Genomic DNA, 25,566 nt, shown 5'->3' with positions numbered 1-25,566 from the left:
CCCAACGAGCCACCGAGCGTCACCAAGAGACGCCGGCGTCTGTAACGATATGGACGGGACAGTGCACGACCGAGGGAGGAACGCCATGTCGGCTTCCGGAGCCGCCGCGGAACCGGAGCCCATCACGCCTGCCGAGCCTGTAGCGGAACGCCCGTACATGCCCGGCTACGGCATCCAGGGACCTGACGAGGGAAGCGGCCTGCTGCCGTGGTCCTGGGCCGTGGAACGGTTGCAGGCGGCCCGCAACTTCTGGGTGTGCACGGTCCGGCCGGACGGCCGCCCGCACGCCATGCCCGTGTGGGGCGCCTGGTCGGGAGAGGCGCTGCTGTTCAGCAGCTCCGTCCCGTCCCGCAAGATGGTGAACCTGCGGCTGAACCCGCAGGTCGTGGTCACCACCGAGGAGGCCGAGAACCCGGTGGTCATCGAGGGGCGCGCCCACGTCCTCACCGAACAGCGGGACTTGCAGCGGTTCATCGACCTGGTCAACTCGAAGTACGCCACGCGCTATCGTGTGGATTTCCTGGACCCCGAGGTGAACGCGACCGTCGCGGTGCGTCCGCAGTCGGTGTTCGGGCTCCGCCAGGGAGACTTCACCGGTTCTCCCACCCGGTGGTCGTTCGCCACCTGAACGCCCGCTGGGATCAATCTGGAGACTCATCACGTTGGAGTCTGTGTGAAGTCACCCTTTCGCCGGCGCAAGCGCGTCAAGGGCCGCCCGATGGGCAACCGCCCCGAGGCGGCCGAGCCGGAGACCGTCGAGTGGCCCCGCGAGGGGACGGGCAGGTCGTCCCTGATGGGGGCCATCCGCGGCACCGGCGAGACCGGTGCCGGTTTCGGCGGCGGCATGTTCGAGGATCTCGCGTCCGCGTTCGAAGGCTCCAAGAAGATCAAGCAGGAGGAGCAGGAGCGGCAGAAGATCCTGCGGCAGGACGACCACGAGCAGGCCGGCGACGGCAAGGCCCGCGACGACCTGGACTCCGGCACGATCCGCATCCGCCGTACCCCACCGGCCGAGTGACAGTTCACGATCCCTATCGAACATAAGTTCGAACCGGGGTTATCCTGCCCTCGTGAGCACCTACGTTCCGCCCGGCTGGCCCTCGCAGGTGCACCCACCGGGCACCGACCGTTTCGAGGACACCGCCCTCGCCTGGCTGCTCGAGCTCGTCCCGCCCGAGTACCGGCGCTACGGCGTCCTGCGCCGCTACCCCATCGCCCTCGCCCGGATGGCCCGCCACCACGTCAGCGCGTCCGTCGAGGCGGCCCGGGAGGGCTTCCGGACGGCCCGCGTCGACCTCGGCGACACCGTCCCGCCGCACGGCATCGAGTCCGTCCTGGACACCTACCGCCGGGAGGGCGCCCGCCTCGTCGCTCTCCTCCAGGCCATCGAGCTCGTCGAGACGGCCCTGCGCGGCCTCGCCGACCCGGACGATCCCGCCCATCGCCGTCCCTTCACCCCCAAGCTGTGACCACCGTGTTGACGCTGTGTCGTGGCGTGCGCAAGCCTTGATCTGTTCCTGACGGGAGGCGGGGTTCCGGTGAGCGCACCACCTGGGTGGTACCCAGATCCAGAGTGGATGGGCCGCGAACGCTACTGGGACGGACAAACCTGGACCGACCAGTCACGCCCCTACGCCTCCCGCTCCCGCCGCCGCGCGTCACAGCAACCACCGAAACCGCCTCAGCCCCCACAAACCGAACACCACCCACCACCCACCCCACCAACGGCTCCCCCACCACGCTTCGCCACCCCACCACCCCACCCACAGGCTCACCCAACCCAGCCCCCGCCCCCTGCACGCACTGACCCGCCCCCACCGGCGGAAGCGACGCCCAAAGCCTCCCCACCGAAAGCCGTATCGCCGCCAGCCCCCCAGCAACCTCCACAACCACCACCGACCGCACCGCGCACGGAGCCGCCCGCAGGCGCAGCAGCGCACCAGCGACCTCCCGACGGCCCAGCAAAACCGCCCGGGCCGCCCGCAGAGAAACCGGCCGCGCCTCCTGCGAAGCCGCGTAAGGACGCCGCAGCGCACCAGAAGCCGCCTAGCGGCTCGACACAGCCACCCGGGACACCTGCACAGAAATCAGTCGCGGCGCCCGCAGAGCCGCGCGATAGCGCGGCGATGCACCAGAAGCCTCATGGCCGTTCGACACAGTCGCCGGGGCCGCCCGCACAGGGATCAGTCACGCCCCCTGCGGAGCCCCGCAGGGACACGGCAGTGCGCCAGGAGCCTCCTGACGGCCCGGCGCACGGGGCCCCGGCCCAACGACCGGTCACGCCCCCTGCGGAGGCAAGACCTGGAAATGCCGCAGGGCGTCAAACGCCCCCTGGCGGCCCAACGCAAGCACCCAGCACGCCCACGCAGAGATCGGCCGCACCACCTGCGGAGCCCCGCAGGGACACGGCAGTGCGCCAGGAGCCTCCTGACGGCCCGGCGCACGGGGCGCCCGCGCAAGGGTCGGGCGCGCCGTCCGGGGCGGCGAGGCCTGGAGGTGCTGCGGGGCGTCGAGAGCCACCTGGCGGTTTGGCGCAAGCGCTCGGGGCGCATACGCAGAGATCAGTTGCGCCGCCTGCGGAGCCGCGCGGGGACGTGGCAGGGCAACAAGGACCTCCCGATGGGGCGGCACAGGAGCCTGGGACGTCTGCACAGGGATCAGTCGTGCCGCGGGGGGATGCAGCGGTGCGTCAGGGGCCTTTTGGTGGTTCGAGGCAGGTGCCTGGGGGTGCGGGGCGTGTTGGGGGGGCTGGTGCTTCGGCGCCGTTCGTGCCGTCTGGGGAGGAGGCGGTTCGGTTCGAGACGTCGGCGCCGCCTCATGTTGGGGGGCGGACGAGTAGGGGGGCGGGGCCGCAGCCGCAGCGGATGGTGGGTGGTCAGGCGCCGCCGTTGGGTGTTCGGGGGGTGGCGCCGCCTCAGTCGGGCGCGTCCGTTCCGTCAGCGCGGCCGGGCGCGCCTCCGATGGAAGCGTCGCGTTCGCCTGTGGGGGCGGACGTGGTTCCGCGTGGTGGGCGGTATCTGCCTCCGGGGCGGGCGCTGGAGCCTGCTGGGCGTGCCGGGGGCGCGGTTGTGGCGACCGTGGCTGCCGAGGGGGTGGCGGTCGCGGCCGTGGCGGTCGGGTTGCAGGTTCTGTGGCCCGTGTGGGGTCCGGTTGTTGTGGTTGTGGTGTGGGCGGTGCTGTTGCTGGCGCCGTTCACCGCGCGGCTCGCCTATGGCTATCGGGAGCCGGACGTCACCGAGCGCGTCAGGCTGGGGCAGCCGTGGCAGGACGTGCAGCGGCGTGCTGGGGCGGGCGCCTACCGGCTTGTGGTCGTCGAGTCGGACGAGCTGAACGCGTGCAGGCCGTTCGGGCGGACGGTCGCGGTCACGTCCCGGTCGGCGCGTTCGCTGCCGCCTGGACGGCTGGAGGCCGTCCTCGCCCATGAGCTCGGGCATCTGCTGGGGTGGCGGGCGCTCCCCGCGTTCGTCCACGCGCAGGTGACGCTGCCGGGACGCGCGCTGGTGTGGGCGCTGCGGAGGCCGTGGGCCCCGGTCGTGCCGATGTGGAAGCGGGCGGTGGAATGGCACCGGCCGATCGGCTTCCTGCCGGTGTTCCTGCTGGCCGTCCTCGCGGCGGCGGTCACGGTCGTGGTGGCGTTGCCCGCGGCGGTCGCCCATGGGGCCGCGCTGGGCGCGCGGCTGCTGAGCGCCCGCGGTGAGGCGCGGGCGGACGCGGCTGCGGTGCGGCTGGGGTTCGGCGCCGAGCTGGTCGCGGCCGTGGAGGAACGCATCGAGCACCAGCCCCACGGGCTGCCGCTCCCCCTCGTCCGGCGGGCGCAGGCGCTGCGCCGCCGGCTCGGCTGATCAGCCCTTCCCGCCGAACAGCGGTGGCGGCCCCTGGCGCGGGGTGTCGGGCGGCCGCGGGCCGGTCTGCCCGCCGGGCGGCGGGCCCGGGTCGACCGCGAGCGGCGCCCTGGGCGGGGGCGGCGCCGGCGGCGCGGCCCACTGGGGAGCGGCCGGTGTCGCCCACTGCTGCGGGGCGGTGACGGGCGCCGGGATCGCCTGCTGCGGGGCGGGCGGGTCCGGGAGGGGCCCGGTGGTGACGCGCTCCAGGGTGATGATGGCCGGGTCGCATTCGACGGGCGTGATCGCGCGGCCCCCGCCGGGCGCCGACTCGACGAGCAGGAGCGCGTGGTCCGGCAGGTGCTGGAGGGTGACGGGCTCGACGGCGTACTCGTACACGCGCTGCGTCGTGTCGGCGTCGCTCCAGTTCGTCCCCTCGGCGTAGGAGTAGGCGGCCGACCAGTTCCGGGACGTGGACGTGGAGGTCCCGACGGTGTCGCTGGTGTTGGTGGAGCCGCCCCGGTTGCTGCCGCGCTGGTAGTTGGTCGACCGGTCGGGGAACAGGCCGAACATCTCGCCGCCCGAGTAGGTGGTGCCGGACGAGCGGCTCGTCCCCCAGCTGCGGGACGTCCCCGTCGTGCGGCTCGTGCTGGTGGACTCCGAGTCGCCCGCGCCCTCGGTGTCGGTGGACGTGTGGGACTCGTTCCCGCCGACGTTCTTGGTGATCTGCGACAGGACGAACCGGTGGTCCCGGCCGATGAAGTCGGCGGCGCGGGTGGCGTCCTCGTGGTTGCCGAGCCGCATGAACGCGACGGCGCCGCCGCCGATCATCTCCGCGGACGTCTCCCGCAGCCGCCGGAACAGCAGGGTCAGCGGGACGCCGCGCCGCTCGCAGGCGTCCGACAGGCGCTCCAGGTGGCGGCGGGCCAGCTCGTCCGCGCCGGCGACGATGAGCGCGGGGGTGGAGTCCTGCGAAGCGGTGATCCGGTGCGTGACCCACTGGACGACCAGGTCGGTGAGCAGCTCGGACCGGACGTTGCGGGCCTGGCTGTCCAGCGCCATGCACGTCAGGTAGCCGGCGCCCTGCTCCTTGGGGGGTTCCGTGCCGAGTTCTTCCAGCGGGTGGATGTAGGACTCGATGCGGGACAGGTTCGCGTGGGCCTGCCGCCGGTACTCCACGGTGAACAGCTCGTTCGCGATGTGCCGGCGCTCGTCGCGGGTCAGGACGTCACCGTCGTCGGGTTCGCCCATCAGGGCGCGGAGGGCGGCCGCGATCCGGCCGAGCGTGATGTCGTCGCCGAGCGCGCGGCAGACCTTGGTCAGGATCCGGTCGTCCATGCTGCGGTCGGCGCGGGCGGCGTCGGGGGTGCCGCCGTGCATGGACTCGACGATCGCGTCCACGAGGTCCTGCGGCGGCATGTCGGCCAGCAGCTTGGACGAGGCCAGGCGGCTGGGCAGCAGCTGCACGTCCACGCCCATCCAGGCGGCCTGGGACAGCTCGACCAGCTCCCGGCTGACGACCTCCCGGGACAGGTCGAGCACCAGTAGCGGCTGGACGGCGAGGGTGGACGTGCCGTAGGTGGTGAGCAGCGCCTCCCAGGCCCACAGCGTCCCGCCGAACACGTCGAGCCGGCGGCCGGGGCGCGGGGCCGAGCCCCACTCGGGCAGGCCGTCCAGCCGTGCGCGCTCGCCGACGTCGTGGGCCTGCTTGCGCGCCTGCCACTGCCGGGCCTGTTCGTGGTAGCCGCCCGTGATCTGCTGCTGCGCCAGCTCGTAGGCCTGCCGGGCGGCCTGCCGCTGCCGGACGGCCCACCACGTCAGCGCCGCGCCCGGCGCCACGGCGATGACCGCGAGCAGGAGCATGCCGGTGGGGACGGGCGTCTTCACCATCTGGGAGTCGCTGGCCGAGCAGGCGGCGAACAGCACGAGGAGCGCCGCGATGGCGGCGCTGACGGGGAGCGTCCGGCTCAGCCTGCGCTGCGCGAGCTGTTCGGTCTCGGTGACGCGGCGCGCCAGGTATTCCGGCAGCGCCTGCTGCTGCGGCGGGGGCTCCGGGAACGGCCTGAGAAACCACCACCGGTCGCGGAACACCCAGCCGAGGCGGGGGTCGGGGCTGAACAGCCGCTCGCGGCGTGCCAGCAATCCCCCATGATCGACCGGTCTGCCCCTCACGATGTTGAACCCCCGTTCCGTCCGGGTGCCGACTCGATCGTCACGCCTGTCGGGTCATGCGCGGCGATGCCGCAAACAACCCAAGCAGATTGACACGTGACTTGTCAGGCCCTCCGCCGGGAATCGGCCTTCCCAATGGGGCCCTTGCTCAATAACCTGACTGTCCATGGCGCTGGACAGGGACGGATTCAGGGAGAAGACCGACCGTCCGCCACAGGTCGCCGAGCCGCCGCCTCCTCCGCCGGACCGTCCGGGCGCGCCCGGGGCTCCCTCGCGGGCGGCCAGCCGCGCGGCCGCTCAGGTCCCCGACCGCCCGGGTCCTTCCGACGTCGACGAGCCGGACGAGGGTCCAAGCCGGGACGACGATCCGGGCACGGAAGCGGACGACCCTCCCGGCGACGACCCGGACTCGGTATCCGTCCCGGACGAGGACGACGCCGTGTCCGTCCCGGACGAGGACGACGCCGTGTCCGTCCCGGACGAAGACGTCCCTGACCGTGAGAGGCCCGAGGAGCCGGCGGCCGGCGCGGGGCGGGAGGCCGCGGGCGACGACGGCCGGGGCCGTGAGCCCGAGCCGCCGCGTCCCGCCGACGAGAACGGTGCGGCGGCCATTGCGGAGAAGCCCGCGGCCGACCGGTCGAAGGCGGCGTACCCGCACGTGACGGATCAGTCCGGGTACGTCTTCGCCGACCGCGAATACGCTTTCGCCGGCGTTTCTCCGGACGAGGTCTGGAACATGAAGGACCGGCGCGCTCCCCTTGGAATAAGTCCTGAGCAATGGGACGAATGCGTCGCCGAACTGCGTGAGGCCTTGGCCTCCGATGGCCTCACTGACGTGGCCGTCCGACTGGGAGGCTCCAGTGTGCGGTTCTGCTCGGACGGCCCAGGGAAATGGTTCCCCCAGAGCGAGAACGACGTCCGGATCAAGGTGGCCGAACGCCACCGGAACACGTCCGAGGAAGACCGCGCCCAGCGAGCCGAGAAAGCCGCCGCGAAATACCGTGCCGCCGGTTTCTCCCGCGAAAGACCCAGACCGTTCGCGCCGTTCTTCGACAGCCAGTACCGGCTCGGCATCGCCGATGCCCCGGACGGCTACGACTTCCAGTTCGACGGCGACGGCATCGCCGGGTCCGAGGCGTTGCGCGCCTGGGCCGAGCGCTGGGAGGACGAACTCGGCCGCGGGGTGACCCTGACCGAGACGGGCGTCCGGGAACCGGAACTGCGCGAAGATGGCTGGACGGTGATCGATCCCGAGGACGGCGCGGAGAGCGAAGATGGCGAGAACTGAGGCGTACTTCTCGGTGGACGTCGAGGCGGACGGCCCGATCCCCGGCCCGTACTCGATGCTCAGTTTCGGCATCGCCGCCTGCGGGACGTTCGACGGCGCGACCTTCAAGCCGTCCGACCCGGCGGAGCGCACCTTCTACGCAGAGCTGAAGCCGATCAGCGAGGATTTCGTACCCGAGGCCCTGGCGGTGAGCGGGCTCGACCGCGATCAGCTCGCCGCCGAAGGGCGCCACCCGGCGGAGGCGATGCACGCGGCGTCCGCCTGGATCAAACGGACCGCGGGCGATGCCGCGGCGGTCCTGGTCGCCTATCCGCTGGCCTTCGACTGGATGTGGCTGTACTGGTACTGGATCCGGTTCACGTCCTCGTCGCCGTTCGGCCATTCGCGCCATCTCGACATGAAGAGCCTCTACGCGGCCAAGGCGAACGCGATGGTCGTCCGGTCGACGAAGCGGCAGATGCCCGCCGCGCTGCTGCCGGACCGCCCGCACACCCACAACGCGCTGGACGACGCCGTGGAGCAGGCCGAACTGTTCCAGAACCTCGTGCGCTGGGACGGCTGAGCATGTGGGACGTGGTGCGCGGCCTGCCGGTGTGCCGGCTGCTGGAGGTCCCCCGCCCGGACGAGCACGACGGGCGGGACGAGTGGCGCGACCAGCGGCTCGCGGCGCTCGTGTCGGCGTACCACGCGGGCGGGGACCCGGTGCTGCTCGGGTGGCGGCGCGCCGAGGCGTTCGGCCCGACGGAGGTGTTCGTCGGCGGGAGCGGGCTCCTCGCCGACCGCGACGGGCAGGACGCGACGCTGAGCCTGCCCGCCGGCGGGCGCGGGGTGATGCTCCCCGAGGGCCTCGCCGAGAACGCGATGGCGCACTGGGTGAGCATCGGCGGCATCGCCGACGGCCTGCTCGTCGACGATCCGGCGCCGGAGGAGCCCGCGCGGCCGTCGCTGGAGGACGGCCTGCTGTCGGTGTGGATGCAGCCGTTCGCGTGGATGCTGGTCGCCGAGCCCGTCGAACCCGAGGAGGCGCGGCGCCTCGCCGACGACCTGGCGGACCGGCAGCAGCGCGCCCAGTCGATGGCGGAGATGTCGCCCGAGGAGTCGGTGACGGCCCTCCGGATGGACAAGCGGCACCGCGAGCTGCGCCAGGCCGCGACGACCGGTCTGTGGCGGGTGCATCTGACGGCCGGCGCCGCGACGCCGCGGGCCGCCGCCCGGGTCGCCGCGCTCGTGTCCGCGTCGGCGGATCTGAGCCGGCTGCCGTACGCGCTGGTCCCGGGCGCGGCGGGGCCGTTCGAGGCGAGCACGCAGCTGGTGGCGGCGCTGGCCCGCCCGCCCGTCCGGGAGGTCGCGGGGGTCCGGTTCGTGATGCGGCCGGAGTTCGACGTGACGCCCGAGTCGGCGGCCACCGGCGTGCGGCTCGGCCGGGTCCTGGACCGCAACCGCCGCGACGTGGGCGAGATGTCGCTGCCGCTGTCCAGCCTGAACCGGCACACGTTCGTGTGCGGCGCGACCGGCGCGGGGAAGTCGCAGACCGTCCGGTCGCTGCTGACGGCGGCGTCGGAGGCGGGGCTCCCGTGGATGGTCGTCGAGCCGGCCAAGGCCGAGTACCGGCTGATGGCCGCGCGGCTCCCGGACGCGGAGGTCGTCACGATCCGGCCGGGAGACGCAGAGGCGGTCGCGGCCGGGATCAACCCCCTCGAACCGGCCCTGGGGCCAGACAGGCGGCCGTTCTCGCTGCAGACCCACGCCGACCTCGTCCGCGCCCTGTTCCTCGCCGCCTTCGAGGCCGAGGAACCGTTCCCGCAGGTGCTCGCGGCGGCGCTGACCCGCTGCTACGAGCGGCTCGGCTGGGACCTCGCGCTCGGCGAGCCGTCCCTACCGGGGACGTCCCCGCGCTACCCGACGCTCGCCGACCTGCAGGCCACCGCCGAGCAGGTCGTGGACGACATCGGCTACAGCCAGGAGATCACCGACAACGTCCGCGGCTTCATCCGGGTCCGGCTGTCCAGCCTCCGGCTCGGCACCACCGGGCGGTTCTTCGAGGGCGGCCACCCGATCGACTTCGACGCGCTGCTGTCGCGCAACGTGGTCCTGGAGATCGAGGACGTCGGGGACGACCGCGACAAGGCGTTCCTGATGGGCACCGTCCTGGTCCGCCTGGTGGAGCACCTGCGGCTGCGGCAGCGGCGGGACGCCTCGACCGGGCTGCGCCACCTGAGCGTGTTCGAGGAGGCGCACCGGCTGCTGCGCCGCACCGAGCAGGCGGGCGCGGCGGCCCACGCGGTGGAGACGTTCGCGAGCCTCCTCGCGGAGATCCGCGCGTACGGGGAGGGGCTGATCGTGGCGGAGCAGATCCCGTCCAAGCTCGTCCCGGACGTCATCAAGAACACCGCCGTCAAGATCGTCCACCGGCTGCCGGCGAAGGACGACCGGGACGCGGTCGGCGCGACCATGAACATCACCGAGGCGCAGTCGCAGTTCCTGGTCACGCTCACGCCGGGCGAGGGCGCGGTGTTCACCGACGGCATGGACTTCCCGCACCTGGTCCGCATGCCGGACGGCTCCCACCTGGAGAAGGCCGTGCCGACGGCGTCCCCGAGCGTGCTGGTGACCCCGCGCAGCGGCACCTGCGGGGCGGACTGCCGCGACTCCCCCTGCACGCTCCGCGACATGCGCGCCGCCCAGCGCGCCGTGGCGGACCGTCCCGAGCTGGTGGTCTGGGCCGAGCTGGCGGCGGCCGCCCACCTCACCGGCTGGGGCACGCCGCGGCCGGACCCGTCTCTTCTGGACGGCCTGCCGGCGCGGCTGCGCGACTGCACCGTGTCCCACGCCGTCGACGCGGCCGTCGCGTCCCGCGCCGCCCCCACCGGGTTGGCGAACCACCTGGTGGACGTCCTGCACGGCAACGCGTGCTCGACCGACGAGACGTCCTACTTCGCGGCCCCCTACCGCTGGTGCCTCGTCGTGGAGGAGCTGGAGCGGGCGAGCCAGGAGACGCCCGGCGGGGGGCGCCACCCATCGAGTGGCGAATGGGAGGACCTCTACGAACGCGCAATCCCCGGCGACACCCTCGCCGAACAGCTCCGCACCGTGAACGCGTGGTGGGAGCGCGACCAGCGCGACCAGGACGCCCGCAACCTCGCCCTCTGGGGTTCCGGCAAGACCCTCGAAACCGCCGTCGGGGCTCTGCGCACCGACCCCGAATGGCCCGACCGCTTCCGTGAGGCCACGTCCGCGCTCCGCAATTTCGGCGGGCTGCTCGGCTCGTATGTCACCGAATGACCGTGCACTATAGGTCCATGGGGGTACTGGAGCAGGTGGCACCGAATCTGGTCGATGTTCTGCGTCGCGACGCCTGGTGGATGGGCTGGAACACATTTCTCGCGTGGATCCCGGTGGGCCTCGCCTTTGTGCTCTTCCGCGGCCACCGGCTCTCCCGGTCACCGTTCTGGTGGTCGGGTCTAGTCCTTTTTGTCCTGTTCCTGCCGAACGCCCCGTACGTCGTCACCGACTTGGTGCACCTGCGCGGCGACATCATCATGTCCGACCGCGGCGGCCCGGTCGTGACCGCCGTCCTTCCCGTCTACGCGCTGCTCATCGGCTCGGGGTTCCTGGCGTACTACCTCGCCCTCTCGGCGGCCCTCCGTCACCTGGCCCGCCTCGGCCTGGGCGCCTGGCAAGGGCGCGTCACCATCGCCGCGCACGCTCTCTGCGCCATCGGCGTCTTCCTCGGACGCTGGGCGCGCCTGAACAGCTGGGAACCCGTCGTCGACCCGCACGCGACGATCGAACGGATCGTCGTCCACCTGACCTGGGCGTGGGCTCCCGTCCTCATCGTGGTCACATTCCTGGTCACCTGGGCAGGCCATTTCATGACGAAGGCCATAGCCGAGGCCTCCTATGCGGCCACGCTGAGAAGCGCCCGCCACTTCCGCCCGATTCTTCCCTCCTGACCAGGGATTTCGCGGTTCGCGACGAGGCACCGGTCAGGGTTTGCGGGCGTCGACCTCTATTTCGATTCTCATCCGGGGGTCGGCGAGACCGCAGACGAGCATGGTGGCGGCGGGGCGGACGTCGCCGAACCGGGCGCGCAGAGTAGGCCAGCACGGCTCGAAGTCCGCCCGGTCGGGCAGCAGGTACCGGACGCGGACGACGTCGGCGAAGGCGCACTTCGCCTCCGCGAGCGCCGCCTCGATGTTGCGCAGGCACTGCTCGGCCTGCTCCACCACGTCGTCCGAGATCGTCATGGTGGTGTAGTCGAACCCGGTCGTGCCCGACACGTGCACCCGGTCGCCGTCGACCACGGCGCGGGCGTAGCCGATCCGCTCCTCGAACGTCGAGCCGCTGAGGATCGCGCGTCGCTCCGTCATGCCAGGAAAGCTAGATGGGCCAGCGTGATACGTCTAATACTCCGGTGAGGATCAGGTGATATCTGTGGGCGTATGGAGCGTCCCGAGCTTCCGCTGGCGCAGCTGCACGCGTTCGTCGTTCTCGCGGAGGAGCTGCACTTCGGCCATGCCGCCGATCGGCTCGGCATCGCGCAGCCGCCGCTGAGCCAGCAGATCCGGCGTCTGGAGGACAAGGTCGGGCACGCGCTGTTCACCCGCGGACCCGGGCGCGTCGACCTCACCCCGGCCGGGCGGGAGCTGCTGCCCGCCGCCCGGCGGGCGCTCGGCGACCTGGCGGCGGGGCTGGCGGCGGCCCGCGCCGCCGGTGACGGCCGGGCGGGACGCCTGCGGATCGGCTTCGCCGCGTCCCTCGCCCTGACCGTCCTGCCCGGCCTGCTGCACACCTTCCGGCAGCGGTTCCCCGGCGTCGACCTGGACATCCGGGAGATGACCACGGCACCCCAGCTCACGGCACTGCGCGACAAGACGATCGATATCGGGCTGCTGCGCGAACCACCGGACGAGGCGGGGCTGGTCTTCGAGACCGTCGTGACCGAGCCCTTCCTGGCCGTGCTGCCGACCGGGCATCCCTTGGCCACGCAACGGACCGTGCGGGTATCTGACCTCGCCGAGTCGCCTTTCGTGCTCCTGCCCCGCACGGCCGGCCCGGGGCTGTACGACCGGATCACCGGCCTGTGCACCGCGGCGGGCTTCGCGCCGCGGGTGGTCCAGGACGCGGTGGAGTGGCAGACGGTCTGCGCGCTGGTGGAAGCGGGGCTGGGCGTCTCGCTGGCTCCGGCGAGCATCCGGCGCATCCGGCTCGCGGGGGTCGCGTTCCGCCGGATCGAGCCCGGGGCCGTCCGGACGCGCGTCGCCGTGGCGTGGCGGCCGGGCGATCCGAGCCCGCTGGTCGCGAACCTGCTGGCGGTCGTCCGCGGCGGTCAGGCGGCGTAGTTGCGCAGGAGGCGGAGCGCGTCGGCGGCGTGCGGGCCCTCGGCGGTGAGAGCGGTCCGTCCCGGCGGGAGGCGGCGGGCGCCGACCCGGCAGAAGTCCGAGGCCGGGCCCGTGATGCGGGACGGGGCGGCGGGGTCGCCGAACGTCCAGCGCGTCCCGTCCGGGCCGGTGAGGTCGCAGAACACGGGGGCGGCCGGGAGGCCTTCGACGGAGAAGGCGTAGGGCAGCGTGCGGTGGGCGAGCCAGGCGATGTGGCGGATCCGGTCCGTGTCCGGGTACGGGATGCCGAGCGGGACGGTGATGTCCAGGGCGTGGGCCCAGTGCTCGGCGAGCCGCGTCGTCGCGAGCGTGCGCGGGGACAGGGACGTCCGCACCCAGGAGAGGCGCGTGCCCGGCGGGTGGGCGCGCAGGGCGCCGGGGGTGGCGAAGGCGGCCTTGCGCCAGCGCGAGAGGAGGTCGGCGGGGGCGATGCCCTGCTCGGCGGCGACCATGTCGGCGGCCAGGCCGTCCACGGTGGTCTCGGTGGAGGGCAGGAAGGGCGTCCCGTCCGCGATGGCAGGACCGCTGATCACTTCCTCGGTCTGCACCAGGTGCAGGACGACGTCGGAGACGGTCCAGCCCTCGGCGTCGGACGGGTGGGACCACTGCTCCGGGGCGAGGGACTCCAGCAGCGCCGCCAGCCGGCGGTACTCCGCGGCCAGATCGTCGAATATGTCCGCCATTCCGGCACCATACCGAATCTAATTCGGTATGTCGGCCGTCATTCCAGTTTCTCCAGCCGGTCGGCGGCCTCCGCGGCGCCGCCGGCCGAGCCGATCGCGCCCCGCACGCGCTCCGCTGCGGCCCGGTGCGGGCCGTCCTCCAGGACGGTCGCGAGGGCGCCGCGCAGCTCGTCCGGACCGGCCTCGGCGCACGGGACGCGGACACCGGCGCCGGCGGCCTCCACCCGCCCGGCGATGGCCGGCTGGTCGCCCCGGACGGGGGCGACCACCAGCGGACGGCCGTGGGCGAGGGACTCGCAGACCGTGCCGTGGTCCCCGTGGCACACGACCGCTGCGACGCGATCGAGCAGCTTGTGCCCCGGGACGGTCTCGCGGACGAGAACGTTCGGCGGCGTCTCCCCCACCGCGCCGGGAGGTGCCACGAAGATCGCCTGGATGTCCATGTCCCGGACGGCGCCTGCGGCGGCCCGGAGGAACCCCTCGCCGGGCGGACCGCCGTCCACGCCCGGCGCGACGAGGACCGCGGGACGGCCGTCCAGCCACTCCCACGGGAACGCGGCGGGCGCGGAACGTCCCAGGATCGGCCCGACGAACGCGAAGTGGTCGGGGAAGACCGAGGTGTCGCCGACCAGCGCACCGGTCGAGAAGCACAGCACCAGGTGGTCGGAGAAGCGGAGGTCGAGCAGGTCGTCGATGTCGTGGTCGAGCTGGAAGTCGCCGATGCGGTCGCGCACCCACTGCTCCACCTCGGGCAGGCCGGCGAGCGGCCGGGTGAACTCGGCCGGCGACACCGCGGCGGTCGCCCAGGGGATCTCCCGCAGCCGCGCCGCGACCGGGGCGGCGAGGACGAGCTGGTCGCAGACGACCACGTCCGGGCGGAACCGCTCGATCGCCCGCTCCACGCCGGGCATCATCGCGTGGCCGAGCGGGACGAGGAACTCGTCCCAGAAGAAGCGCAGGGCGGCGACGTCGCGGAGCCCTTCCCAGCGCTCCAGCACGGCTTCCACCCGGCCGCCGAAGTCGTCGGCGGCGCTGAAGACGCGGGAGCCCGGACGCAGCTGGGGCTCCAGGGACGGCCGGTGTCCCGTCCAGGCGACCTTGTGGCCCCGGCGGGCGAGCTCGGCCGCGACCGCGGCGACCGGGGCCACGTGCCCGGCGAGCGGCGGGACGGCGAACAGGAAGCGGCGCTCCGGTGCGCGCGCCCGCCCGATGCCGGGGTCGCCGAGCAGGGACGGGACCCGGACGCGGCGGGCGCTCATCGGACGGCCCCCGCGGGCGCGGTGGCGCGGTCCGGCTCGGCGTTCATGTTCGGCTCTCCTCCATGTCCGGGCCGCCGGACGCCGCCGTCCAGGCCACGACGTGTCCGTCGACTTCGCGTGTCTCCACGGTGGTGACCGTGCCGCCGGCCGCGATCAGGAGCCGTTCGGCGTCGGCGACGGTCACGACCAGTTCGGGGCGGTCCGCTCCGGCGCCCATCGACCGCAGCACCGCCTGCTTGGCCGCGCGGACCCGCGCGTTCCTCTCGTCCTCCACCAGGGCGATGCCGGCCGGCACCCGGCCCGGCCGCACCAGGGCGACGCCCAGCTCGTCGTCCGAGGCGACGGCGACCGTGAGCGGCTCATCGAACGGTCCCGTCACGAGGGGACCGAGGGGGCCGTCTTGGACGGTGAGTTCCGCTGGGAACAGGGGCCCGTGCCCGTCGCTCCACAGGTGGTGCCTGACGGCGTCCTTGGCCGCCATCCGTCCGAGGAGCCACGGCCCCTGCGCGTAGGACGGGAGCGCCTCGTACTCGGCTCGTTCAGCGGCGCACAGGTACTGGCGCATCAGCAGATCACGGGACGCGCTGCCGTCCCAGCGCCGGCGGGCCAGGCACCAGCCGCCTGGTTGCGGTTCCCCCGTTCCCGACACCTCGGGGGTGAACTTCATCCGCCAGAGGGACTCGTCGGTGTAGAAGCGGTGCGTCGTCCATCCGTCGATGCGTGCCCACACCGTGCCGTTGTCCCGGATCAACTCCGCAGAGCAGCGCATGGTCGTGTCGGTCAGGGACTGGTTCCAGACCGTCGTCTCCAGGTGTTCGCCCGCGGGCGGCAGCGGCCCGTAGAGGGAGAGCCGTTCGATCCCCACCGGGAACACGGTCTGGTTGGTGTCGCCGTAGACCTGGAGCCAGTGGGCGCACAGTTGCCCTGCGCTGTCTATGAGCGCTCCCGGCGTGGGCAAGGAGGTCAGGACGGCGCGCACACCGTCCTCCGCGAGCGCGGTGATCTCGCTGATACCGCGGAAGAGCGGCCCCTGGAACATCCAGCGTTCCTCGTAGAGCCGTTCGGCTGTGACTATGGGCGGCCCTTCGATGCTGAGCGAAGTGTGGTCGGGGGCCGGCGGCATCGGGTAGTGCCCGGCGAGCAGGACCGTCCCGTCGGCGTGGCCCTCCACGACGACCTTCACCTTGCGCGGCCGGTCGCCCTCGCCGACGACATGGGCGCGGACGCGCGCCGCGGTCGCCGGGGCCGCGACGATCCAGCGGACCGCGCGGACGTCCTCGAACCCGGCGACCACCAGGTCCGGGACGAGTTCGCGTGCGGCGGCCGCCATGGTCTCCAGCAGCGTGGCCAGCGGGACGATGGGGAACCGGTCCGCCATGTCAGGCCAGTTCGGCGGCTGGGGAACGACGCACTGGTCGGCCAGGTAGGGCATCGCGTCGAGCGAGAAGACGCGGGAGGCGTCCAGTTCCGCCGCCACCGGGGACCCGCCCGTCTCGGGAAGGCCCGCTTCAGACAGTTCCGTCTCCGGCAGGTCCGGCTCGGATGCGGCCGCAGGCGCCGTCCGGCCGCCGAACGCCTCCACCACGGACTGCGCGCCGCTCGCGGCGTCGTCGAGCAGCGCCTCCAGCTCCGCCATGACGGGATCACCGGCCGGCAGCGGCGGCTTCCCGGACGCGAGCCGGATCGGCGGCACCGCCCCGTCCAGCGTGACCAGCGGCGTGCCGAGGTCGAGGCGCATCCCCGCGACCGGCGGCGGGGACGGCGGGGCCGCGCCGTAGCCCTCCGCCCAGAGCGCGGCGACGACGCGGCGGAGCTGGGCCATCCCGTCCCGTTTCGGCACGTTGACGGCCATCGCGAGGTGCTCGCGGTCGCCGAGCCGGTCGGCGACGAACCCGGTCAGGCTCCCCGGCCCCACCTGCACGAACGCCCGTACGTGCGCCGCGCCGTACAGCTCCTCGATCAGCTCGCCGAACCGGACCGGTTCGAGCAGGTGGCGGACGGCCAGGTCCCGCACGTCGGGCGCGGACCGCGGGAACGGCGCGACCGCCGTCGCCGACCACAGCGGGACCCGGGGCTCCTGGACCGCCAGTGCCTCGAAGGCGTGCCTCACCTGCTTCTCGCAGGCTTCGGCGAGCGGCGTGTGGAAGCCCGTCGCGAACGGGAGCTCCTGCCCGAGCACCCCCTCCGACGCCAGCCGGGCGAGGATCTCGCGGATCTCGCCGCGCCCGCCGCAGATCACCGACTGGTGCGGGCAGTTGTCGTGGCTGACGAAGACGCCGGGGCGCCCGCCGGCCGCCTCCCGCGCCCGCGCCGCGCCGCAGCCGAGCGCCGCGTACGCGATGCCGGGGACGTCCGGGATCTCGCCGTCGAGCGCCTCGACGAGCGCGGCGACCTCATCGGTGGCGTACAGCCCCGCGACGGTCGCCGCCGTCCACTCGCCGAGACCGTGGCCCGCCACGGCGTCCGGCTCGACGCCCAGCTCGGCGAGCGCCGCGGCGAGCAGGCGCCCGGCCCGGATCGCGTCGGCGGCGTGCCCGATCAGGTCGGTGCGGCCGGTGAGCCGGGCCTTCGGCAGCCCGAAATGCTCGGCGACGTCGTCCACGCGCGGGTCGAAGGCGGGCTCGAAACCGGGGAACAGGAACGCGAGCCGCCCGCCGTCCGCCAGCAGCGGGCGGGGCGAGAACCACACGTCGCTCCGGCCGCGCCAGGCGCTTCCGCGCTGGACGACCGCCCGCGCCAGGTCCAGCCTGCGCGGCGTGGGGCCGACGATGGCGACACGGCACGGCAGGTCCGGGACGTCCCCGGCGACCTGGGCGAGAAGTTCCTCGTCCGGGACGGCCAACGCTTCGGCCAGGTCGTCGGTCGTGCGCGCCGCCAGCCTCAGCACGCCCTCCTCCGAGGGCGGCGCGTCGAGCCTGCGCCGCCGGGCCCGGCGGGCGGCGGGCGGCTCCCGCAGGATCACGTGGGCGTTCGCGCCGCCGAACCCGAACGCGTTGACCGCGGCCCGCCGGGGTCCGCCGTCCCGGGGCCACTCCGCGGCCTCCCGGACGAGCCGCAGGCGGCCGTCCTGCAGCGCCGGATGCGGCTCGTCCACGTGCAGCGTCGGCGGCAGCACGCCGTCGCGCAGCGCGAACGCCGCCTTGATCAGCCCGGCCATCCCGGCGGCCGGCATCGCGTGCCCGATCATCGACTTGACCGTGCCGAGCCCGATCGGCGGGCCGGCCGTGCCGAAGACGCGGCGCAGCGTCGCGAGCTCCGCCTCGTCGCCCGCGGGGGTGCCGGTGCCGTGCGCCTCGATCAGCCCCACCGCGCCGGGCGCGGCCGGGTCGAGGCCCGCGTCCCGCCACGCCCGCTCGACCGCGAGGACCTGCCCGTCCACCAGCGGGCTCAGCAGGCTGGCGGCCCGGCCGTCGCTGGACGACCCGACCCCGGCGATGACCGCGATGACCGGGTCGCCGGCCCGCTGGGCGTCCCGCAGCCGCTTCAGCAGGACGACGCCCGTCCCCTCCGCGAGGAGCGTCCCGTCCGCGGCCCGGTCGAACGGCCGGATCGTCTCGCTCGGGCTCAGCGCGCGCAGCCGGCTGAAGACGCTCCAGACGGTCGCGTGCTGGGCGTGGTGGACGGCCCCGGCCAGCATCGCGTCGGCCTGCCCGCTCCGCAGCGCCCGCACGGCGTGCTCGACCGCGAGCAGCGACGAGGCGCAGGCCGCGTCCAGCGTGTACGCGGGACCGCGCAGGTCGAAGCCGTGCGCGATGCGGGACGCGGTGAAGCTCGGCACGAGCCCGGCCGACGCCTCCGGGTCGTCCGGGCCCAGCCGGGCGCAGAACGCCCGGCGGATCTCCGCCAGCCGCCGCTCCCCGAGCTCGGGCACCAGCTCGGCGAGGATCCCGGCGACCTGGTGGGACGTCCTGACCCGCTGGTCGAACCGCGCCACGCCCGGCGTGATGTAGCCGCCGCGCCCGATGACCACGCCGATCCGGGTCCGGTCGGGCAGCCGCTCGTCACCGCCCGCGGCGGCGATCGCGTCGCCGGCGGCGCGCAGCGCGAGGAGCTGGTCGGGCTCCATCCCGGTGACCGCCGCGGGCGTGATCCCGAACCGGGCCGGGTCGAAGGTCGCCTGCTCGTCCACGAACCCGCCGCGCCGGCAGTAGAACCGGTCGCTCTCCGGCTCCCGGCCGTACGCCCCGGGGTCATAGTAGAGCGCGGGGTCCCACCGGCCGGGCGGCACGTCGGTGATCGCGTCGAATCCGGCGAGGACGTTGCGCCACAGCTCGGCCGCCGATCCCGCGCCGGGGAACACGGCCCCCGCGCCGACGATCGCGATCGGCTCCCGGGCGTCGCTCACCGGACGGTCCCCGTGAACACGACGTGCGTCTCGCCGCCGTGCGCGATCTCCCTGAGCAGCGCGGCGGCCGCGGCGTCCGGATCGACCGGCCCGACCCCGGGCTCCGGCGTCGCGGACCCCGGCCACGGGCCGCAGTCGGCGGCGAGCACCCGGCCGCGCAGCCGGGTCCGCCACACGTGCGCGAGCGTGCCGCACGCCTCGGCCGCGGCGGCGGGACCGGCCTGCCCCCGCCCGCCCCGCGCTCCGGCGACGCCGCCGAGGACGACGAAGAACTCCAGGTCGGACCGGACCGCCTGGACGAGCGCGGCGGCCCCGTCCACCCTGGTCCGGTAGGCCTGCTCGAACGACTCGGGCGCCATGTCGCGGACGAGCCGGCCCGCGGCGCGGCCGGCTCCGTGGATCACGCCGTCCAGCCGCTCGTGGCGCTGGTAGACGGCGCCGACGACGTTCCGCACGGCGTACGGGTCCCGCACGTCGCCGGCGTGGTACCGGACGGAGGCCGCGTGCTCCCGCAGCGCCGCGAGGTTCCGGCGCGTCTCGCGTCCCGCCAGCACCCTGCGGATCGTCGCCTCGATCTCCGCCGGGCCGGCCTCGCCGCGCGCCACCAGCGCCCGGCGCAGGGCGGCCTCGTCCTCGGCCTCGGGGAACTCCGGCTCCCCGGCGGGTTCCGGGGCGCGTCCCATGATCTCGATGTGGCAGCCGCTGGTCCGCGCCAGCTCCAGCGCGACGCGGGCGGTCATGCCGCGCGCTCCCCCGGTCAGCAGGACGACGCCGTCCGGCCCGAGGTCCAGGCCGCTCTCCGCGGGCAGGTCGGCGGGCACCAGGTCCAGCCCGTGCCGGAGGTCGCCCTCGTGGCCGACGGCGACCGGTCCGTCCACGGTCAGCAACTCGGCGAGGATCTGCCGGGCGATCGCGCGCGGGGTGTTCTTGGTGTCGGTGTCCAGCGCGCGGACGAGCACCTCGGGGTACTCGTGCGCGATCGCCGTCGCCAGCCCGCGCAGCCCGGCTCCCGGCGCGGGGTCCCCGGCACCGCGGCCTTCGAACCGGCGGCCGAACGTGCCGCCCGCCCCGCCGGCGAAGACGAGCCAGCGCAGCCCGCCGTCCAGCGCCCGCCGGACGTCCTCGAACGCCTGCGGCAGGACGCCCGCCGCCCCGGGCCGCAGCGCCGCCAGATGGACGAGGCCGTCGCAGGGCTCGTCCACGTCCGTCGGGGTCCGCACCTGCGCGCCGTGCCTCTCCAGCATGGTCGCCAGTTCCAGCGCGACGCCGCATCCGTCGTCCACGACGAGGAAGCGCCTCCCGGCGAAGGCCGTCCCCGAGTCGGGCGGCGCCGGGAGCGGGTCCAGGTCGACGATGCGCATGACGTGCCGGGCGAGGCCGAGCGGGACGGGTTCTTCCTCCATGACGCCGGTCACGCCGCCCGCCGTGGTCTCCGGTGCCAGGGACGGAGCCGGGGGCGGGCCTCCGGACAGGGCGGCGCTCGTCACGTGGGCGGCGGACCGGGCCTGCGGCGGGACGGCCGGAAGCGCCGGTCCGGCCGGCGCCGCGCCGAGGCGGCCCTCCAGCCAGGAGACGATCTCCCCGACGGTGGTCACGCCGGCGAGGTGACCGGGTTCGGGGAGGGCGACGCCCGTGCGGTGGGCCAGCTCCCCGGCGATCACCGTGCGTCCGGCGGAGTCGATGGACAGGTCGGCCTCCAGGTCCAGGCCGTCGTCCAGCAGGGATTCGGGACGGCCCGTCCGGGCGCTGAGCACGGCGAGCACGGTGGCGCGGACGTCGAGCGCGGCCCCGGGCTCCTCCCCGGCCGAGGCCTCACCCGACAGCGCCTCACCCGGCATGGCCTCACCCGACATGGCCTCACCCGACATGGCCTCACCCGACAGTGCCTCCTCGGTCACGACGGGACGCGGCGCCGGGACGGACGGCGCTGGATCGGCCGGGGCCGGATCGGCCGGGCCCGGCGCGGGCGTGGCCGAGTGCCGGTCCGCCAGATGCCGCATGACCACCTCCCGCTGAGCGGCGATCATCTCGCGGCCCGCGCGCAGGTACTCCAGGACGGCGGCCTCGGCGGCGTCCGCGCCGGGCGGGTCGATCCGCTCGGCGGGCCGCAGCCCGCCCGGCGGGGGGCCGCCGTCCGCGTTGCGGACGAGGTGGCCGCCGACCAGCCAGCCGGGCGCGGCCGCGGGCGGCCCGGCGAGCGCGCGGGCGCCGCGGCCGGCGAACAGCGGCAGCGGGTCGACCGGGACGCCGGCGGCGGCCAGCGCGGCGAGCGCGGCCAGCAGTCCGGCCAGGTCGTTCTCGCCGGGGGCGTCGCAGCTCACGGCGGTGTGCGGGCGGTCGCCGAGGATCCCGCCGACGAGGCCGGTGAGGGCCCGTCCCGGACCGGCCTCGACGAAGGTTCGGGCGCCCGCGTCGTACATCGCCTCGATCTGCTCCGCGAACCGGACGGGCGCGGCGAGGTGCCCGGCGAGGGTGGCGGCGAGCTCGCCCGCGTCGGTGCCGTACGGGGCGGCGGTCAGGTTCGACCACACGGGGAACGCCGGCGATCTCAGGTCGCGGCCGAGCAGCTCGGCGCGCAGGGCGTCGGACGCGCCGGCGGCGAGCGGGACCCCCTCGGTGGGCGGCGCCGCCGCGGCGGCGCTCAGCTCGACCAGTCCGGCGTCGTCGACGACGCCGGCGGCGCAGAGCGCGGTCAGCTCGCCGGGGCCGTGCCCGGCGGCGAGGTCCGGGTGGACGCCGACGGCCGTGAGCAGCCGGTGGACGGCCAGCCCGGCGATGCCGGCGGCGGGCCGGCCGACCCGCGGGTCGGTGAGCCCGGCCCGGTGCCGCCGGGACTCCGCGCGCGTGAACGCCGCGGGCGGGTACATCGCCGCCGCGTACCGCCCGCCCGCCAGGCGCAGGAGGCGCTGGAGCCGGGGGAACGCGACGAACAGGCCGGCGAGCATGCCGGGCCGCCCGCCGCCCTCGCCGGGGAAGAGGAACGCGACCTGCCCCGGGTCCCGGCCGGACGCGGCGAAGACGCCGGGCGCCGCGCGGAACTCCGTTGCGAGGGCGAGCTTCTCGCGCAGGTCGTCCGGTCCGGAGGCGACCAGCGCGACCTGCACCGGCCCCTCGGACGAGGCGGCGGTCCGGGCGAGGTCGCGCAGCCGGGGCCGCCCCGCGAGCAGCTCGGTGAGCCGGTCGATCTCGGCGCGGGCGGCGGACCGGTCGGCCCCGCGGATCAGGAACAGCTCGGCCGGCCATTCCGCCAGCCCGGACACCGGCTCTGGCGCCCCCTCGTATCCGGCGAGGACGGCGTGGAAGTCCGCGCCGCCGAGGCCGGAGGCGCTCACCCCCGCGTACCGTCCGCCCGGACGGACGGCCCAGGGCCGGGCGGACGCGGCGAAGGCGAACGGGCCGTCCGGCGTCCAGTCCGGAGCGGGCCGGGTCAGGTGCAGCGTCCCCGGGAGCACTCCGGCGTGCAGGGCCTGCGCGGTCTTGATGAGCCCGGCGAGCCCCGCGGCGCTCCGGGTGTGGCCGATCTGCGACTTCACCGAGCCGAGGGTGACGGCGCCCTGCGCGGCCGGCGAGAACACCGAGGTCAGCGCCGCCAGCTCCGCCCTGTCCCCTGCCTCGGTTCCGGCGCCGTCCGCCTCGACGAGCCCGACGGCGTCAGGTGCGACACGCGCGCGCTCGTAAGCGCGTTCGAGGGCGCGCCGCCGCCCTTGCGAGCCGGGCGCGGTGAGGCCCCCGCTCGCTCCGGCGACCGCCTTGACGACCGCGTAGATCCGGTCGCCGTCGCGTTCGGCGTCGGCGAGCCGCTTGAGCACGACGCACGCGACGCCCTCGCCCGGCGCGACACCGTCGGCCGCGGCGTCGAACGCGGCGCAGCGTCCGGACGGCGACAGGGCCCCCGCCGAGGCGAGCAGCAGGTAGTCCTGGACGCCGGTGCGCAGGTCGGCGCCGCCGCACAGCACCATGTCGCTGGTGCCGGCGGCGAGGTCCTTGCAGGCGGCGTCGAGCGCGGCGAGCGAGGACGCGCCGGCGGCGTCCACCGTGCAACCGGGCCCGCCGAGGTCGAGCCGATCCGCGATCCGCCCGGCGATCGCGCTGGTGAGCACCCCGGGGAGGGAGTCGCCGGACGGGCGCGGCAGCTGCTCGTCCAGTCCCTGCGGGACCTCGCCGTAGTAGGACGGGAGCGTCGCCCGCACCCCGTACGCGATGCCGAGGTCGCCGCCGCCCTCAGCGCCGAAGACCACCGACGTCCGGGACCGGTCGAACGGGCGGTCGCCGTAGCCCGCGTCGGCGAGGGCTCGGGACGCGACCTCCAGCGAGAGCAGCTGGACCGGGTCGATGCCGCCGAGGACGTGCCGCGGGATCCCGTACGCGGAGGCGTCGAACGGGATCTCCGGGATGAACCCGCCCCATTTCGACGGCGTCCTGCCCTCCTCGTCCGGGGAGTAGTGGACCTCGGGGTCCCAGCGGGTGACCTCGGTGACCGCGTCGACGCGGCCGAGGATGTTCGCCCAGTACTCGTCGGCGTCGCGGGCGCCCGGGAAGACGCAGCCCATGCCGATGATCGCGATGTCGGCCGGGGGCCGGGCGGCCGGTGCCGCCTCCGGTCCGGCGATGCCCAGCTCGGCGGCGCGGCCGGCGAGGAAGGCGGTCGCGCCCGAGGTGACCTGGTCGTGCAGGGCGACGATGGTGGTCGTGGCCGAGCGGAGGGCGGCGGCCTGCCCGAGCGGGAACATGCCCTCCTCCCGCTGGACATCGGTGTCCACCGGCGTGCTGCGGCGCATGCCCTTGCTCGCGACGCGCAGGCGGCCGAGGTTCAGCTTCTCCAGGCGGCGCCACACCTCCGGCGTGGGCGTCCCGACCTGCTCCAGCTCGCGGCGGGTCTCCTCGAACGTCCGGACGTAGGGGGTGCGGGCGCAGCGGGTCGCGTGCCCGGGGAACGTCTCCAGCAGAACCGTCGCGCGGCAGCCGAGCGCGACGTCCTGGAAGCCCGGCGGGATCGCTCCCGCCGCGACCGCCTCCGTGGTGAACAGGTAGGCGGTGCCCATCAGGACGCGGACGCCGGCGCCGCGCTCGGCGAGCGGCCCGGCGAGCGCCGCGACCATCGCGGCGGACCGCTCGTCGTGGACGCCGCCGGCGAACATCACCGACAGCTCCGCCGCGTCGCCGTCGAACGCCATCAGCCGCTCGACCTGGGCCTCCCAGAGCGGGAAGCTCGCACGCGGCCCGGCGTGGCCGCCGCACTCGGCGCCCTCGAACACGAACCTGCGGGCGCCCTCGGCGAGGAACAGGTCGAGCAGTTCCGGGGACGGGACGTGCAGGTACGCGGCGATCCCGGCGGCCTCCAGCGGCGCGGCCTGCGCCGGGCTCCCGCCGGCGATGATCGCATGCGCCGGCCCGGCCTCCCGGACGGCGGCGATCTGGGCCTCCAGCAGCTCCGGCGGCGCGAACCCGAGGATCCCGGCGCCCCAGGGCCGTCCGCCGAGCCGGTCGGCGGTGTCGCGCAGCAGCTCGCGCGCCCGGTCGCCGTCCATCAGGCCGAGCGCGAGGAACGGCAGGCCGCCGTCCTGCGCGACCGCGCCCGCGAACGCGGAGCCGTCGCTGATGTGGATCATCGGCTTCTGCGCGGCGACCGGTTCCCCGCGCGCCGCGAGCGGTTCGGCGGCGACGGCCGCGCGAAGGTGCGCCTCGATCTGTTCCCGGACGGCCCGCACCACTCCCCCGGCCGTCCGGTACCGTCCCGCGAGCGCGGCGGCGAGCGGCGCGTCCTGGCCCACGGGCAACGGCTCCTGCCCGGCCGCGCGGCCCTGCTCCTCCGGCTCGGTGCCGGGGTGGACGCGGTGGCCGTCGACCACCGTGGTCTCGGTGCCGCCCATCGCCTTCAGCGCTGCCACGATCCCGGCGGGCAGGTCCGTCTCGCGGACGAGCGCGAGCTGCACGTCGAGGACGACGCCCGAGGCGCCCCCGGCCACCGCCGCCGCGGCGGTGTGCGGGCCGATCCCGCCCGCCGCGAACACCGGGACGTCCAGCTCGGCCAGCAGCTGCTGGAGCAGCACGAACGTGGTCGGCTCGCCGACCCGCCCGCCGGTCTCGGCGCCCCGCGCGATGATCCCCACGTCGCCGGTGAGGCCGCGGGCCACGCTGATCGCGGCGCGCGCCTCGTCCAGGCCGACCGCCTCGACCAGGAGGCGGCGCCCGCGGGCGAACCCGGCGACGTCCAGGGAATCGTCCGCGTCCAGGCAAGGCGCGTCGAGCAGGACGGTGCCGACCGCGGGCGGCAGGTCGCCGGGCCTGACCTGGCACCCGGCCGGCACGCGGACCCCGAACGGGCCCGTCCACCAGCGGCGGGCGTCGGCGAGCGCGGCGCGCCCGGTCGCGCGGTCGGTGCCGAGGTCGAGGACGCCGGTCCCGCCCGCGCGCGCGACGGCCACCGCGAGATGAGGCGCGGGACGTCCGAACGGGGTGACCCCGATGATCTCGGCCAGGGACCGGCCGCCGTGCGCGGTACCGCCCCCCGTCATGTCCCGCCCGCCGTCCTGCCCTCGTGCGCCGCCATGCCTGCCCCCCGACGTCCCGCGCGGCCCGGCCGTGGCCGGCGCGGCTCCGCAACAACGGTGCGCCAC

At 74.9% G+C, this 25,566-nt stretch carries 15 protein-coding genes; 9 read left to right on the top strand and 6 right to left on the bottom strand.

The annotated features are described in order from the left end of the window. Positions 1 to 85 precede the first annotated feature (85 nt). From BM339_RS06150 to BM339_RS48440, 4 genes are all read left to right on the top strand, one after another. Positions 86 to 628, top strand: a complete 543-nt coding sequence (locus BM339_RS06150) for a pyridoxamine 5'-phosphate oxidase family protein (protein ID WP_021597443.1) — start codon at positions 86 to 88, stop codon at positions 626 to 628. Between the two features lie 45 nt (positions 629 to 673). Next, positions 674 to 1,018, top strand: coding sequence for a DUF6191 domain-containing protein (locus BM339_RS06145; protein ID WP_024936756.1), 345 nt, complete (start codon positions 674 to 676; stop codon positions 1,016 to 1,018). A 52-nt stretch (positions 1,019 to 1,070) separates the two neighbouring features. Then, complete coding sequence (locus tag BM339_RS06140) at positions 1,071 to 1,469, top strand: hypothetical protein (RefSeq protein WP_021597445.1); 399 nt, start codon at positions 1,071 to 1,073, stop codon at positions 1,467 to 1,469. Positions 1,470 to 3,173: 1,704 nt separating this feature from the next. Next, the gene (locus BM339_RS48440) at positions 3,174 to 3,842 is read left to right on the top strand and encodes a M48 family metalloprotease (protein WP_177287633.1); all 669 of its coding nucleotides are present in this window, start codon (positions 3,174 to 3,176) and stop codon (positions 3,840 to 3,842) included. Here BM339_RS48440 and BM339_RS06130 read toward each other — a convergent pair whose 3' ends face one another. Further along, entirely contained in the window at positions 3,843 to 5,963 is a 2,121-nt protein-coding gene (locus tag BM339_RS06130) for a hypothetical protein (RefSeq protein WP_075020201.1), read from the bottom strand. A 469-nt stretch (positions 5,964 to 6,432) separates the two neighbouring features. Here BM339_RS06130 and BM339_RS06125 point away from each other — a divergent pair, with 469 nt between their 5' ends. From BM339_RS06125 to BM339_RS06110, 4 genes are read left to right on the top strand one after another with little or no spacing between them, the layout of a single operon-like run. Further along, on the top strand, positions 6,433 to 7,281 hold the full coding sequence (locus BM339_RS06125; protein ID WP_143118295.1) for a hypothetical protein: 849 nt from the start codon (positions 6,433 to 6,435) through the stop codon (positions 7,279 to 7,281). Next, a complete protein-coding gene (locus tag BM339_RS06120) occupies positions 7,268 to 7,843 on the top strand; it encodes a 3'-5' exoribonuclease domain-containing protein (protein ID WP_075020199.1) in 576 nt (191 codons plus the stop codon). Before BM339_RS06125 ends, BM339_RS06120 begins: the two co-directional genes overlap by 14 nt. Positions 7,844 to 7,845: 2 nt before the next feature. Next, positions 7,846 to 10,563 (top strand): ATP-binding protein, encoded by a 2,718-nt coding sequence (locus BM339_RS06115; protein ID WP_075020198.1) that lies wholly within the window; start codon positions 7,846 to 7,848, stop codon positions 10,561 to 10,563. 17 nt (positions 10,564 to 10,580) lie between these two features. Beyond that, entirely contained in the window at positions 10,581 to 11,234 is a 654-nt protein-coding gene (locus tag BM339_RS06110) for a DUF1361 domain-containing protein (protein WP_024936056.1), read from the top strand. 33 nt (positions 11,235 to 11,267) lie between these two features. Here the strand turns inward: BM339_RS06110 and BM339_RS06105 are convergent, their stop codons facing one another. After that, entirely contained in the window at positions 11,268 to 11,651 is a 384-nt protein-coding gene (locus BM339_RS06105; protein ID WP_021598858.1) for a RidA family protein, read from the bottom strand. Between the two features lie 72 nt (positions 11,652 to 11,723). Between BM339_RS06105 and BM339_RS06100 the strand changes: the two genes are divergently transcribed. Continuing rightward, positions 11,724 to 12,623 carry a LysR family transcriptional regulator gene (locus BM339_RS06100; RefSeq protein WP_075020197.1) on the top strand — a complete coding sequence of 300 codons (900 nt, stop codon included), beginning with the start codon at positions 11,724 to 11,726 and terminating at the stop codon, positions 12,621 to 12,623. On the opposite strand, the gene BM339_RS06095 is transcribed toward BM339_RS06100, so the two are convergent. Genes BM339_RS06095 through BM339_RS06080 form a run of 4 tightly spaced genes read right to left on the bottom strand, consistent with a single transcriptional unit; the run spans position 12,611 to position 25,464 of the window. Further along, on the bottom strand, positions 12,611 to 13,345 hold the full coding sequence (locus BM339_RS06095) for a maleylpyruvate isomerase family mycothiol-dependent enzyme (protein ID WP_021599095.1): 735 nt from the start codon (positions 13,343 to 13,345) through the stop codon (positions 12,611 to 12,613). The two genes, BM339_RS06100 and BM339_RS06095, sit on opposite strands and share 13 nt — an antisense overlap. A 38-nt stretch (positions 13,346 to 13,383) precedes the next feature. Next, positions 13,384 to 14,604: a glycosyltransferase gene (locus tag BM339_RS06090; RefSeq protein WP_083597339.1), complete on the bottom strand. Its 1,221-nt coding sequence runs from the start codon at positions 14,602 to 14,604 to the stop codon at positions 13,384 to 13,386. A 43-nt stretch (positions 14,605 to 14,647) separates the two neighbouring features. Continuing rightward, positions 14,648 to 18,949: a type I polyketide synthase gene (locus tag BM339_RS06085; RefSeq protein ID WP_075020196.1), complete on the bottom strand. Its 4,302-nt coding sequence runs from the start codon at positions 18,947 to 18,949 to the stop codon at positions 14,648 to 14,650. Further along, positions 18,946 to 25,464 (bottom strand): SDR family NAD(P)-dependent oxidoreductase, encoded by a 6,519-nt coding sequence (locus BM339_RS06080; RefSeq protein ID WP_075020195.1) that lies wholly within the window; start codon positions 25,462 to 25,464, stop codon positions 18,946 to 18,948. Before BM339_RS06080 ends, BM339_RS06085 begins: the two co-directional genes overlap by 4 nt. Between the last annotated feature and the right edge of the window lie 102 nt (positions 25,465 to 25,566).

This window comes from Actinomadura madurae, assembly GCF_900115095.1.
Taxonomy (GTDB): domain Bacteria; phylum Actinomycetota; class Actinomycetes; order Streptosporangiales; family Streptosporangiaceae; genus Spirillospora; species Spirillospora madurae.
Note: the sequence above shows the minus strand (reverse complement) of the source record. Positions and strands in the feature narration are given on the sequence as shown.